The organism is Nocardia sp. NPDC058633 (genome assembly GCF_042717045.1).
GTDB lineage: Bacteria > Actinomycetota > Actinomycetes > Mycobacteriales > Mycobacteriaceae > Nocardia.
On sequence record NZ_JBHXRA010000006.1, the window covers coordinates 107,574 to 120,797 of the forward strand.

Sequence of the window (13,224 nt, forward strand, 5' to 3'; positions counted from 1 at the left end):
CGGCCGTGGATCAGGCGACCGGAGCGGATTCCTTCGCGTCGTCGACCGGGTCGGGCTCGGCCTTACGGTTGCGCAGGACACTGGAGATGAGCGCCGCGCCGATGAACGCCACGCCGACCAGACCGGTGATGAGCTCGTTGACGTGCACGCCGATCGAGATCAGCAGGATCGTCGCCAGCGCACCGATCGCCCAGTGGGCGCCGTGCTCGAGGTACACGTAGTCCGACAGCGTGCCCTGGCGAACCAGGTACACCGTGATCGATCGGACGAACATCGCGCCGATCAGGCCGAGGCCGAGCGCGATGATGATCGGGTCGGAGGTGATGGCGAACGCGCCGATGACGCCGTCGAAGGAGAACGAGGCGTCGAGCACTTCCAGGTACAGGAACAGGAAGAACGCGGCCTTACCGGTCGCCTTGACCAGCGTGGACGGGCCACCCTGCGGTCCCTCTTCGAACTGCTCGGTGTGGAACATCGAACCGAGGCCGTCGACCAGGATGTAGACGATCATGCCGAGCAGACCGGCGACCAACACGGTCGAGCGATCGTCGTCCTTGGCCAGGAATTCGGCGACCAGCACCAGACCGGTACCGGAGACGACCACCGACAGCATGTCGAGCTTGCCCGCCTTGGCCAGCGGCTTCTCGATCCAGGTCAGCCAGGTGTGCTCGCGTTCGGCGAAGATGAAGTTCAGGAACAGCAGCGCCAGGAACATGCCACCGAACGCCGCGATCTGCGGATGCGCGTCGGTGAGCAAAGTCTCGTAGCTCGGGCTGCCGTCAGCGAAGGTGGCGGCGTCGTTGGCCGGCGGATTGAGTGCCAGGTCGAAGGCTTCGACCGGGTTGAGTCCGGCAGTGACCCACACGATGGCGAGCGGGAACACCAGTCGCATACCGAACACGGCGATCAGCACGCCGATGGTCAGGAAGATCTTCTGCCAGAACTCGCTCATCCGTTCCAGGACGGTGGCGTTGATGACGGCGTTGTCGAACGACAGCGACACCTCGAGAATGCCGAGGATGGCGCACAGTGCGAGTGCGGTCATGCCGCCGTAGAGGTAGGCCACGACCAGCGAGAACACCGTGATGACGATGGACAGGCCGAAGATGCGCGTTATCACGCGGAGGGACCTTTCTGTTTCGCACGAACAGGGGACTCGATGTGTCGAGCCCCCTGTCCGCGATGATGACTAGACGTTGACGCCGTAGTCGCGAGCGATACCGGACAGGCCGGAGGCGTAGCCCTGACCGACAGCGCGGAACTTCCATTCTGCACCGTTGCGGTACAGCTCGCCGAAGACCATGGCGGTCTCGGTCGAGGCGTCCTCGGACAGGTCGTAGCGGGCGAGCTCGGTGCCGTTGGCGCGGTCGACCACACGAATGTAGGCGTTGCGCACCTGGCCGAACGACTGCGAGCGGCTCTCGGCATCGTAGATCGATACCGGGAAGAAGATGCTCTCGATCGTCGGCGGGGTGTTGGCGAGGTCGACGTTGATGACCTCGTCGTCGCCTTCGCCCTCGCCGGTGGTGTTGTCGCCCGCGTGCTCGATGGCACCTTCGGGAGACTTCAGGTTGTTGAAGAAGACGAAGTGCTTGTCGGAGACGACCTTCTTGTCGGCGCCGGTCGCGATGGCGCTCGCGTCGAGGTCGAAGTCGGTGCCGGTGGTCGTGCGCACGTCCCAGCCGAGGCCGACCGACACCGCGGTCAAGTTCGGAGCCTCTTTGGTCAGAGAAACGTTGCCGCCCTTGGACAGACTGACACCCATGCGGGATCCCTTCGGTTAGTCCGGTGTGTCGTTTCCCGGCATGTCCGAATCGCCGGGTACCGCTACGACAGTAATAGGTTTCGCGGATCTTGCGTAGGAACCGTCTGCAGCCCAGGTTAACGGGGGGAATCTCCTACCATCGACGGCAGTGAGCGGGCGAACCGCAGCCGCGGTTCGGAAAGGGGATGTGCCGGTGACACCTCGCAGACGCGGATGGTTCAGATCGGGGGCGGATCATGAGTGGATCAGCGGGGCGCGCGCCGCGGCATCGGCGGCCTTCCTGGATATGGATCGAAGGCAGACGGCGGCGGAGGCGGGTGTGGTGGCGAGTGAGCAGGTCTACCCCGACCGCCGGATCGGCGCGATGTGGGAGCCGGTGCGGGCGCGGTGCTACGCCGCGGCGGGCGCGTACCTGAGCTTCACCGAAGAGCTCGATGCCGCCGAGGCCGCGGGTACCCCGATCGCGGACGGTCCGGCCAGAGCGGACGTATTGGTGCGGCAGTTGAACGAGGCCGCCCGTGGAGTCGACGAGTTCTACAACGCGCACCGCAACGGCCTCGCCGAAGCCGCGACCGTGCGGGCGTCGGTGCCGCAGTTGCTGACGCACGTGCGTGCCGAGGCCGAGCAGGCGCTGGCCGCCGCCGCGTCGTCCGGATTCGGGAAATACCCCTCGGTCGACGGTGGCGTAAGGCGGCTGAACGAGGCGCTGATCACAGCCTCCTCGGTCGATCCAGGGACGGCGGTCGCGGGCGCGCGCGAGGCTGCGGCGCAGGTGCAGCAGGCCACCGCGGAATTGTCGAATGCGTTGGCGCAGGCACCTTCTCGTGCCACCGCTGCCGCGAACGCGATCGCCTCGGTGACCACCCGGCTGGCCGCCGTGCGCAATCGCGCCGAGGCGCTGGGGCCTGCCTACTCGGCGCTGTTGCGTGAGTTCAGTGCTGCGAGTTCGGCGGACTTGACCAACAATGAGCGGGAAAGCCGTCGTGGCATGGACGCCGCCGACGAGGCGCTGGTCGGCGCGCGCGTCGCGGCAGCCGATCGTGATCCGGAGACCGCCCTTGATTTGACCGCCACCGCGCGCGAGCACCTCACCGAGGCCGAGCAGTTGGTCGACGCCGTCACCCGGCGCCTCGAATTGTTACGACAGGTACGTAGCGACCCCGAAGCTCAGGCGCGCACCGTACGATTCCGGCTGCGGGACGCGCAGATGCTCGCGGTAGACCGAGGTCTGGTCGCCGAGTGGGGCTCGGTCCTCGATGCACAAGCCGAACGCCTCGACCGCATTACCGCTGGACTGACTGGTCGCCATCCAGACTACTGGGCGTATGTTACCGAGCTGGGTACCGTCGCAGAGTTTATCGCGGGTGTGGTCGAGCGGATCAGAAAACACGTTGCCGAAAAGTAGAAATGACATGGGCCGACAGATGAGGTGGGGGGAATGACCGCGGGCTACGCCATCGCACCGGAAGTTTGCCTGCGCAAGCAGGTACCGCTGCGCCATTTCCAGCAGTTGCGGGGACCCCGCAGCCGGGAGTTGTTCCTGGTCGAACCGGAGCCGATCCAGGGCCACGACGACCGGGAGCTGCTGGCGACCGCGCTCGGCGCGACGCTTTACGTGCCCGCGACCCGCCCCGACCTCGCCGCCACGATCCGCCGACGTGCCGCGCGCGGGGTGTGCTCGATGGTGATCGACCTCGAGGACGCCGTTGCCGATCACCAGGTGGAGGCCGCCAAGCAACACGCGGTGGACACCCTCGACCTACTCGCACACAGCGAGGACGCGAACCCGATGCTGTTCATCCGGGTGCGCGACGCGGCGTCCGTCGGCGAACTGGTCTCCGCGCTCGGGCCCGGCGCCGACGTACTCACCGGCTTCGTGTTCCCCAAGTTCGACGCCGTCAGCGGGCCCGACTACCTGGCCGCGCTCGACGACGCGAACCGCAGGCTCGGTCGCCCGGTCTACGCGATGCCGGTGCTCGAATCGGCGAATCTGGTACACCGCCAGAGTCGCGACGAGCAGCTCTCCCGCATCGCCGAACTGCTCGCTGAGCATCGTGAGCAGCTGCTGGCCGTGCGGATCGGCGCCACCGACATGTGCTCGACCTTCGGCATCCGTCGCGACCGCGACCTCACGATCTACGACGTGCGGGTGATCGCCGACGTGATCGCCGACATCGTCAACTACTTCGGCCGCGTCGACGGCACCGGTTTCATCATCACCGGACCGGTGTGGGAGTACTTCGCCGACCACGAGCGGATGTTCCGGCCGCAGCTGCGCAGCGCGCCCTTCGAGGAATCCGACGCGGTGAAGTTCCGCCAGTACCTGGTGAGCCGCGACCTCGACGGCCTGCTGCGCGAGATCACCTTGGACCGCGCCAACGGCATCCAGGGCAAGACGGTGATCCATCCCTCGCACGTGCCCGTCGTGCACGCGCTGCAGGTGGTGACCCACGAGGAGTACGCCGACGCGCTCGATATCTTGGCGGCCGACGTCGGTGGCGTCGCGGCCTCGGAATACCGCAACAAGATGAACGAGATGCGCCCGCACCGCAGTTGGGCCCGCCAGACCTTGGTTCGGGCCCGTGCGTTCGGGGTCGCGAACAAGGGAGTGTCTTTCGTGGATCTGCTGACAGCGATGATCGCCGAATGAGTGCGTTCGAAACGCCGTGGGCGACGGTGAATCTCGGTATCGAGCTGCATCACGGCGAGTCCTTCGCCGCGCGCTCGACCGAGGATGCCGTGTCGGGTGAGGTGCTCGCGGCCGGCGGGTTCGTAGCTCTGTCCGCTGAAAGCGTACTGACGGGAGAGCTTTCGATCAGCGCGCTGGTGCAGCCGGGCCTGCGTCGTAATCCGCGTCGGGCGCATCTGTTGGTGTCCACGGTGTTGGGCAAGCACCTGCCGACCGATCCGCGCATCGTGATCGGCGCGGGTAACCGCCTGGCCGATCTGGTGCGCGAGGTGCTGGGTGATCGTGAAGCTGTGGTGCTCGGATTCGCCGAGACCGCCACCGGTTTGGGCCACTGTGTGGCCGCGCGGATCGACGCCGGCTGCTACCTGCACTCCACGCGCAGGCACGAGTCGCGCGCCACCACGCTGACCGGTTTCGAAGAAGGCCATTCGCACGCCACCTCGCACCTGTTGCAGCCCGCGCCCGCGGCGATCTTCGCCAACGATCTGCCGCTGGTGCTGGTCGACGACGAGATCTCCACCGGCGACACCGCCATCGACGCGGTGCGCGCGCTGCACGCGTTCGCACCGCGTTCGCACTACGTGCTCGCCTCGCTGGTGGACATGCGCACCCCTGCCGATCGGATCAGATTCGAAGCCGCCGCAGCCGAACTCGGCGCGCGGATCGACACGGTCTGCCTGGCCTCCGGTCGCACGGAGCTGCCCTCGGGACTGATCGACACCGTCACCGCCCTGCCCGATCCGCAGTTGAATCCGACGGCGTCCCAGCCGGGTTCGTACGGTCGCATCGAATTGACCTGGCCCGCCGACGTTCCCGAGGGCGGCAGGCACGGCGTCCTCCGCTCGGACATCGCGGCCTTCGACATCGCGGTGAAGTCCGTCGCCGACGAGGTGAACACCCGCCTCGACGCCGAGTTCGCCGGGCGCCCGGTCATCGTCATCGGCCACGAAGAACTCATGTACCTGCCCCTGCGCCTGGCCGCCGACCTGGCCGACGCGGGCACCCCCACTCGGTTCCAAACCACTACTCGCTCACCGGCATACGTGCTCGACGAGCCCGGCTATCCCCTCCGTCGCGGGTTCCGCTTCACCGCCCCGGAACCCGACCCCACCGCACACCGCTACGTGTACAACGCCCAGTGGCCCGATGCCGACCCTGTCCTCCTGGTCGTCATCGATCCCCCCGCCGACACCCCCGAGTTGGTCGCCCCCGGCGGCCTGGTCGACGTCCTCACCGCATCAGGCGCCGACGTCCTGATCGCGGTGCTCCCCGGCGCGGATCCCCGTGTGTTGCACGCGGACCGGACCGCTGCGCCGGCAGCCGTGACAGCAGCACTGTCCGCACCGCGCAACGATGCCGCGGGCCGCACGGAATCGGCGGGTCCGCAGACCGATTCGGCGGACCGGGACGGCAACGCCGAACACGGTGGCGGCGCCGGCTCTGTCGCGGACTCGAACGAGCCGGGCGACCGCCCGCTCCCCGTGGCCCTGCGCGGCCCCGAGTTCGGTTCCTATGCGCCCGAGGATGTCTCGTGGCTGCTGAAGGATCTCTCGGACGCCGACCTCGAAGCCGATGTGACCGAACGGGAACGGCGCATCCAGGCCGGAGTGGCCCATTACGCCGAGTCGTTGCCGGTGGAGTTCCAGCCCGACGCCGAGTACCGCGAGCTCTTCGATCGGGTACTGGCCGACAGTGCCGAGCGGCTGGCGCTGGCAGTGGCGACCGTGGCCGAGCTCGTCGTCGCCGAACGCGGTGAGAACGTCGTGCTGGTCTCGCTGGCCAGGGCGGGCACTCCCGTCGGAGTGCTCATGCGCCGGTGGCTGGTCAGCGGGATCGGCCGCGAAGCCTTGACCGTGCCGCACTACGCGGTCTCGATCGTGCGTGACCGCGGCATCGATGCCGTGGCACTGGACTACCTCGCCCGCCACCACGATCCGTCCTCGATCGTCTTCGTCGACGGTTGGACCGGCAAGGGCGCGATCACCCACGAACTCACCGCGGCCCTGGACGACTATCACGCCGCCGGTGGCGCGCGGTTCAACGACGAGCTCGTCGTTCTGGCCGACCCGGCCAACTGTGTGCGCACCTACGGCACCCGCGACGACTTCCTCATCGCCTCGGCTTGTCTCAATTCGACGGTGTCCGGCCTGGTTTCGCGCACCGTCCTCAACGACACCCTGATCGGCCCCGGTGAGTTCCACGGCGCCAAGTTCTATCGCGATCTGATCGACGCCGATGTCTCGAATCAGCTGATCGACACCGTCACAGCGGCTTTCGACGCGATCAGCGATCAGGTCCCGGCCGCTGTCGCCGCGATCCGGGATTCCGACCGTACTCCCGACTGGTCCGGATGGGCGTCGGTGGAGAAGGTTCGCGCCGAATACGGCATCAGCACAGTCAATTACGTGAAGCCCGGCGTCGGCGAGACCACCCGCGTGCTGTTGCGCCGGGTACCGTGGCGGGTGCTGGTCCGCGAGGCAGACGCGCCGGAGCACGCCCACATCCGCCTGCTCGCCGCGGCGCGCAATGTCCCGGTGGAAGTGGTCCCCGACCTGGCCTACTCCTGTATGGGCCTGATCAAGGAGCTTTCCCGGTGACCGCCGAGTCCCTCTTCGCGACCGATCTGGATCGCACGATGATCTTCTCCCGCAACGGCTTCGGTGGTGCCGAGGCCGTGGCGAAGGAGTGCGTCGAGTACTACGAGGGTGAACCGCTCTCCTACATGACCGTCACCGCGATCGCCGCGCTGCGCGCACTCGCGGCCGTCGCCCCGGTGGTCCCGACGACCACCCGCACGATCGAACAGTTCCAGCGCATCACCCTGCCCGGCGCCCCCTGGCGCTACGCCATCACCAGCAACGGTGGCAATATCCTGGTCGACGGCATCCCCGACCCCGCGTGGCGCCTCGCCATCGACGACCAGGTCACTGCGTCCGGCGCCACTCTCGCCCAGGTCGGCGCCGAATTACGTTCTCGCACAGATGATTCCTGGGTCACCAAGTACCGCGAGGCCGACGAGCTGTTCTGCTACCTGGTGGTCCGCCCCGACCAGGTCCCGACCGGTTTCCTCGCCGAATGGGACACCTGGTGCCGGGCCAACGGCTGGTCGGCATCGCAGCAGGGCCGCAAGATCTACACCATGCCCGACGCGGTCTGCAAAAGCCTGGCCGTGGCCGAGGTCCGCAGAAGGCTGGTGGAATCCGGTGCATTGATCGCTGGGGCAAGGGTGTTCACCGCCGGCGACGGGGCGCTGGACGCGCAGATGCTGAAAGCGGCCGACGCCGCGATCCGCCCCCGGCACGGCGAACTGGAGGAACTGAACTTCACCGCCCCCGGCCTGACCGTCACCACGGCCACGGGGATCCTGGCAGGCGAGGAAATCCTCGAGTGGTTCCACGCCACGGCACAGCGCGCCGCGGTGCCGGTCTCCGAACCCGCGTAGTCGACGAAAACCCGGGCACCGCAACGGTGCCCGGGTGCGAATCGTTCAGTAGTGCTGCTGCTGACCGGCCAACTGCTGGGCGATCACGCCTTGAATACGCTGCAGGCCGCCCACCGTGACACCGCTCTGCAACTGGCCCTCGATGGTGCGGACCAGGGCGTTGTCGCTCATGATCTTCTCGGTCGACTGGATCAGCACCGTGCCCGCCCCGGTGAAGTCGAACTGTCGTTCCTCACCGGAATTGGCGCCCATCCTGGCCGCACCCGCCGCGAGGAAGCTGCCGATCCACCCCTGGTCGTAGTGGTGACTGGGGGAGGGGCAATCGGCCCAGCCGACCAACGATTCGGGATCGACGCGCAGGGGCGGCTCAGCGAAGATCACCGGCCCGTTGGACGACGCGAGGAACTTGCCGGTGCCGATCAGCGTGAGAAAGCCGGGCACGATCGACTGCTTGAGCGCGAGCCCCGGCTCGAAGGCCAGCAGATTCGCACCACGGATGGTGAGGTTTCCTTCTTCGAGATCATAGGAATTGATGTCGTAACCGCGGTCACCGATGATCAACTTGCCGTGGCCCTGCGCTACCACGTAGTCACCGGCGAACAGCGGCGCCGAGAACTGGCTGCTCACCATGTGCATCAGGCCGCCCTGCAACCCGTGCGTGAGCATCTGGAACTCGATCTGCCCGTAATAGGCGATCATCGCGCCCTTGCGCATGAACCACGGCCCGGTCAGGTCGATGCAGTAGGCGTAGTCGTTCCCCGGAATGTTGTCGCTGGCACCGAGATTCATCGGCGAGAGGATTTCGCTCATCGGTTCACAACTTCTCTTCGGAGGCCTGCACGTACACCACACCCTGCCCGTGGCAATGCAACTGCATCGCCTCGCCCGCGCCACGGCCCACCGCGTCGCGCCAGCTCATCGCGGACTTCAACTCGGTCTGCACATTGCCGTACGCGGCGACGAACGCCTGCGGGTCGACAACGATCGGATTCGGTCCGCCCACCGGCAGTTCCAGGAAACCACCGTGGGCGAGCAGCACCGCCGAACCCTGCCCGCTGAGCTGGGTGGTGAACATGCCCGTGCCGGTCGCCACGCCCGCCGCGGCACCGCGCAGCGCGCCCATCAGACCGCCTCCGCCGCCACCGCCCCCGCCGCCCGAACTGGCGACCGACACCACCGAAGCCTGCAAACCGGCGGACTGCGCGAGCAGACGCGAAGCCTCGGCGCGCAACACCGCACCCGGTTGCATCTGCACCACGTGCACCTCCAACCCGGCGAATCCGTAATGGACCACGCCGTGTCCCTGCGCCAGCATGGTCCGCTCGTGCTCACCGGCCATCATCTGCCCGGCCATCCGCATCAAACCACCGCCGCCCATGCCCTGCCCGGCGCCGGGAATCTGATGCGGCGCGAACGCGACCTGACCGGTGTAGAACAGCATCGCGCCGGAGCGGGCGACGACGCCACCCGCCTGCCCGACATCGACCTTGACGACCTTGCTGTTGACCTTGTCGAACATCGCCCGCCCCTACCGTTCCGCCGGCTGGATCAACACGACGCCCTGGCCGTCGAATCGCAGCGAGAACGCCTCGCCCGCGTCCTGACCCACCATCGTTCGCCAGGAGACATCGGTGACGAACGACTGATTGAGATTGCCGCGCGAGGCGACGAACGCATCGGGGTCCACGATCAGCGGATACTGCGGCGACACCTCGAGGTGGATCAGCGGCCCACCCGCTGACAGCAACGCCACCTGACCCTGCCCGCTGACCGTGGTGGTGAACAGCCCGGCGCCCGACGACATCCCGCCCACTCCGGCGAACCGCACATCGGTGCGCAAATTGCCCGCGAAGGCCAGCAATTGCTGCGACTCGACCTGCAATGTCTCGTTGGCGAGGTCGACCACGGTGACGTTCTGGCCGTTCACCGCCAAGAACACCCGGCCGTTGCCGTTGCACTCCATCAGTGACAGTTTCTCGCCGGTGGCGCGGCGCTTGAGGCCGTTGAGCACGCCCTCGCCGCCGCCGAATCCGGCCGATTTGAACTGCACGTTGCCTTCGTAGGCCACCATCGAGCCCGAGATCGCGCGGATACTCGTCCCCGCGAGCTGCGCCTCGATCACCTTCTTCGACTGTTCGAACAATTGCGCCATGACAGGTGAGTGCCCGTCCCCTCTGAATAGGCGGTCGAACCGCCGTCGTCCGACTGCGCCGTCACCCTAACCGATCAGGCGAAACTCCGCCCGCGTCGCCGAGTGATGTGGGTAGGCGACACAGAGCCCGGACGTGTGCGGCCGGTTTCTCGTAGAGTGGCAAGCGACTGCCGTCGACACCCACCAACGACAAGCGAAGGGTCGAACTTGTCTGCAACACTCGCCAAGGGCCAGAACGGCCCGCTGGCCGTCAGTGACGTGGTGATCTCGCTCCAGGTCACCGCACCGGCCGACCTGTCCGCGCTGCTCGTAACCGAGCAGGGCAAGGTCCGCACCGACGCCGACTTCGTCTTCTACAACCAGCCGAGTGGACCGGGTGTCGATCTACGCCCCGGGCCCGCGGGTCAGCCTGCCTCGCTTGCTGTTTCGTTGTCCGCGGTGCCCGCCGACATCGATCAGATCCGCGCGGTGATCACCCTCGACGACGCGACCAGCAACTTCGGTCGTTTCGCACCGCCCACCGCCCTCGTCTCCGACGCCTCGGGCAACCAGCTGTTCAGCTATCAGATCGACGGTCTGAACGCCGAGTCGATCGTGATCGCGCTCGAGTTGTACCGCCGTCAGGGCAGCTGGAAGGTGCGCGCGGTCGGCCAGGGCTACGCCGGTGGTTTCGCGGCGCTGGTCACCGATCACGGTGTGCAGGTCGACGATTCGCCCGCCGAAGCCGCCCCGCAGCAGGCCGCGCCCCAGCAGGCGCCCCCGCCGCCCCCGCCGCAGCAGGCCCCGCCCGCGTACCCGGCGCAGTCCGCGCCCGGCTACCCACAGCAGCCCGCGCCCGCCTACGCCCCGCCCGGCGGTGGCTATCCGCCCCCGCCCGGCCAGCAGCCGCCCGGCGGGGGTTACCCGCCGCCGCCCGGACAGGGCTACCCGCCGCCCGCCCAGGGTGCGCCCGCCGCGGCGCAGCAGCAGCCCGGTGAGATCAGTCTGAGCAAGGATCGCCCGGTCAGCCTGCAGAAGGGCCAGCGGGTCACGCTGCGCAAGGAGGGCGGCGCCGCGCTGACCTTCGTGAAGATGGGCCTGGGCTGGGACCCGGTGCGCACCCGCGGGATGTTCGGCAACCGCACCGTCGACATCGACCTCGACGCCTCGGTCTGCCTGTTCGCCGACCAGAACCTCGTCGACGTGGCCTACTACGGCCAGCTGTCGTCGAAGGACGGTTCGGTGCGCCACCAGGGCGACAACCTCACCGGTGAGGGCGACGGCGACGACGAGATGATCCTCGTCGACCTCACCAGGATCCCCGCGCACATCACCACGCTGCTGTTCATCGTCACCTCCTACAAGGGCCATTCCTTCGAGCAGGTGCAGAACGCGTTCAGCCGCCTGATCGACGGCACCACCAACGGCGAGCTGGCGCGCTACACCCTCACCGGTGGCATGCCGTTCACCGCCATGGCGATGGCGAAGGTGTACCGGGTCGGCGGCGACTGGAAGATGCAGGCGCTCGGCGAGGGCTTCAACGCCAAGCACCCCGGTGAAGCGGTGCCCCAGCTGGGCCGATTCCTCGGCGGCAACTGAACCAAGCGACAGAGCAGGGCAGACACCGTGATTCACCTGAAAGCGGGGCAGAACACTGCTCTGAACGCTGATTCCGTGCGCTTCACCGCGCAAACCACCGGCACCGTCGAACTCGGTGCGCTGGTGGTCGGCGAGGATCTGCGGGTTCGCGACGCGCACGACCACGTGTGCGCGTCGCGGCCCGCCGCGCCCGGTGTGCGCTTCGCGGGTGCGGCGGTGGATCTGTCACTGTCGCAGGTGCGATCCGACGCTCACGCGGTGCTGTTGTTCGTCGCGGCCGGGCAGACGCTCGCCACCGTCACCGCGACGCTGTTCGAAAACGGCAGTCCCGCCGCTGAATTCGTGATCGCACCGACCGCCGGTGAGAGCGCGCTGATCTGCCTAGAGGTGTATCGGCGCGGGGGCGGCTGGAAACTGCGGGCTCTCGGCCAGGGCTACGCGGGCGGCTCGACACAGCTGCTCACCACACACGGCGTAGCACCCGCACCGGCGCAGGCGTGGCAGCCCGCCCCGCTGGCGCCGCCGAGCACGGCCACCGAAACGGTGGCGAGACCCGTTCCCGCATCGGGCATTCCGCTCGAAGTCGACCACGGCCTGCAACGCATGTGGATGATCTTCGAAGACGCCGCCCGCTCGGCCGCCGCGCTCGTCTCGGCCCGCGACTACGCGACCAAACGCCTGGATCAGGAACTCTCCGAAGCGGTCTCGAACCCGGCCACCCGCAACACCCCCGCCGCCGACGCGGCCCGCGCGCAAGCGCAACGTCGGCACGACGAACTGGTAGCCCTCGCCGACGCCGACCACCGCCGCGACAGCGACCAACTCGGCCTCGAGATCGCCGAGGCCGACGCCGCCATGCCCGCCGCGCTGGCCTCCTGGCTCGCCCCCGCGTGGACCACACGCGCCGCCCGCAGCGACGGCATCCGCCTCGGTGAGCTCTACGCGCTCGACCGCGGCGGCCTGCGCGTGCCGTATTGCGTTCCGGTGCCGCTGAATCGGCCGCTGTGGGTCGACACCGAATCCACCGCGGCGGCCGCCCGCGTGGTCGGCGCACTGGTGGCTCGCCTCGTCGCCGCGATCCCCGACAAGCCGACCAAGGTCGACCTGATCGACCTCACCGGCGGCCTGCGCAACCTCGCCACCCCGCTGGCCCCCCTGCTCGCGGGCCCGGTGATCGCCGACCACGGCGACATCTCCGCCCGCCTGGCCGAACTCGCCAACGCGGCCGAACTCGCCGAAATCGCCTACAACAGTGGACAAGCCGTCCCACCCACCGAACATCGCATCCTCGTCGCCGCCGACTTCCCCCACGGCTACCAGAGCAGCGACGTGGTGCGCCTGGGCCAGCTGATGGTGCGCGGCGACCTGATCGGCTTGTCCCTGGTCATCGTCGGCAGCGGCGGCGAATTCGGTGACGGACCGGTAGATCTGCTCACACAGTCGTGCAGGCACCTCCCGACGATGCCCGGCACTCCGCTGTTCGACCCCTGGACCGGCAGCGCCTGGGAACTCGACCTCGACATGCTCCCCGCCGAACCCGAACTCCAGGCCCGCTACCTGCGTCTGTAGAGCGCCAGGGTGTCCGCACCCCAACGGCT

Annotated in this window: 11 protein-coding genes; 6 read left to right on the top strand and 5 right to left on the bottom strand. The window is 67.9% G+C overall.

Annotated elements, in window-relative coordinates:
- Positions 1-10: 10 nt before the first annotated feature.
- Positions 11-1,120 (bottom strand): DUF475 domain-containing protein, encoded by a 1,110-nt coding sequence (locus ACFWUR_RS09435; protein ID WP_378904453.1) that lies wholly within the window; start codon positions 1,118-1,120, stop codon positions 11-13.
- Between the two features lie 69 nt (positions 1,121-1,189).
- On the bottom strand, positions 1,190-1,765 hold the full coding sequence (locus ACFWUR_RS09440; RefSeq protein ID WP_378904456.1) for a TerD family protein: 576 nt from the start codon (positions 1,763-1,765) through the stop codon (positions 1,190-1,192).
- A gap of 322 nt (positions 1,766-2,087) precedes the next feature.
- Here ACFWUR_RS09440 and ACFWUR_RS09445 point away from each other — a divergent pair, with 322 nt between their 5' ends.
- The 4 genes from ACFWUR_RS09445 to ACFWUR_RS09460 are packed head-to-tail and all read left to right on the top strand — an operon-like array spanning position 2,088 to position 7,896.
- The gene (locus ACFWUR_RS09445) at positions 2,088-3,170 is read left to right on the top strand and encodes a hypothetical protein (protein WP_378904459.1); all 1,083 of its coding nucleotides are present in this window, start codon (positions 2,088-2,090) and stop codon (positions 3,168-3,170) included.
- Positions 3,171-3,203: 33 nt separating this feature from the next.
- Complete coding sequence (locus ACFWUR_RS09450; RefSeq protein ID WP_378904462.1) at positions 3,204-4,415, top strand: HpcH/HpaI aldolase/citrate lyase family protein; 1,212 nt, start codon at positions 3,204-3,206, stop codon at positions 4,413-4,415.
- On the top strand, positions 4,412-7,051 hold the full coding sequence (locus ACFWUR_RS09455; protein ID WP_378904465.1) for a phosphoribosyltransferase: 2,640 nt from the start codon (positions 4,412-4,414) through the stop codon (positions 7,049-7,051). The genes ACFWUR_RS09450 and ACFWUR_RS09455 overlap by 4 nt, the downstream gene beginning before the upstream one ends.
- Positions 7,052-7,089: 38 nt before the next feature.
- Positions 7,090-7,896 (top strand): HAD family hydrolase, encoded by an 807-nt coding sequence (locus ACFWUR_RS09460; RefSeq protein ID WP_378905002.1) that lies wholly within the window; start codon positions 7,090-7,092, stop codon positions 7,894-7,896.
- A gap of 45 nt (positions 7,897-7,941) precedes the next feature.
- Here the strand turns inward: ACFWUR_RS09460 and ACFWUR_RS09465 are convergent, their stop codons facing one another.
- From ACFWUR_RS09465 to ACFWUR_RS09475, 3 genes are read right to left on the bottom strand one after another with little or no spacing between them, the layout of a single operon-like run.
- Complete coding sequence (locus ACFWUR_RS09465; RefSeq protein WP_378904468.1) at positions 7,942-8,706, bottom strand: AIM24 family protein; 765 nt, start codon at positions 8,704-8,706, stop codon at positions 7,942-7,944.
- A 4-nt stretch (positions 8,707-8,710) separates the two neighbouring features.
- Positions 8,711-9,415 carry an AIM24 family protein gene (locus tag ACFWUR_RS09470; protein WP_378904471.1) on the bottom strand — a complete coding sequence of 235 codons (705 nt, stop codon included), beginning with the start codon at positions 9,413-9,415 and terminating at the stop codon, positions 8,711-8,713.
- A 9-nt stretch (positions 9,416-9,424) separates the two neighbouring features.
- On the bottom strand, positions 9,425-10,048 hold the full coding sequence (locus ACFWUR_RS09475) for an AIM24 family protein (RefSeq protein ID WP_378904474.1): 624 nt from the start codon (positions 10,046-10,048) through the stop codon (positions 9,425-9,427).
- 207 nt (positions 10,049-10,255) lie between these two features.
- Here ACFWUR_RS09475 and ACFWUR_RS09480 point away from each other — a divergent pair, with 207 nt between their 5' ends.
- Positions 10,256-11,626: a TerD family protein gene (locus ACFWUR_RS09480; protein WP_378904477.1), complete on the top strand. Its 1,371-nt coding sequence runs from the start codon at positions 10,256-10,258 to the stop codon at positions 11,624-11,626.
- Positions 11,627-11,701: 75 nt separating this feature from the next.
- Positions 11,702-13,195 (top strand): TerD family protein, encoded by a 1,494-nt coding sequence (locus ACFWUR_RS09485; RefSeq protein WP_378904480.1) that lies wholly within the window; start codon positions 11,702-11,704, stop codon positions 13,193-13,195.
- Positions 13,196-13,224 lie beyond the last annotated feature (29 nt).

What these genes read in the sequence shown, in the direction of transcription:
- ACFWUR_RS09440 (WP_378904456.1), bottom strand. Translation starts at nt 1,765, where the DNA reads ATGGGTGTCAGTCTGTCCAAGGGCGGCAACGTTTCTCTGACCAAAGAG.
- ACFWUR_RS09450 (WP_378904462.1), top strand. Translation starts at nt 3,204, where the DNA reads ATGACCGCGGGCTACGCCATCGCACCGGAAGTTTGCCTGCGCAAGCAG.
- ACFWUR_RS09455 (WP_378904465.1), top strand. Translation starts at nt 4,412, where the DNA reads ATGAGTGCGTTCGAAACGCCGTGGGCGACGGTGAATCTCGGTATCGAG.
- ACFWUR_RS09460 (WP_378905002.1), top strand. Translation starts at nt 7,090, where the DNA reads ATGATCTTCTCCCGCAACGGCTTCGGTGGTGCCGAGGCCGTGGCGAAG.
- ACFWUR_RS09465 (WP_378904468.1), bottom strand. Translation starts at nt 8,706, where the DNA reads ATGAGCGAAATCCTCTCGCCGATGAATCTCGGTGCCAGCGACAACATT.
- ACFWUR_RS09470 (WP_378904471.1), bottom strand. Translation starts at nt 9,415, where the DNA reads ATGTTCGACAAGGTCAACAGCAAGGTCGTCAAGGTCGATGTCGGGCAG.
- ACFWUR_RS09475 (WP_378904474.1), bottom strand. Translation starts at nt 10,048, where the DNA reads ATGGCGCAATTGTTCGAACAGTCGAAGAAGGTGATCGAGGCGCAGCTC.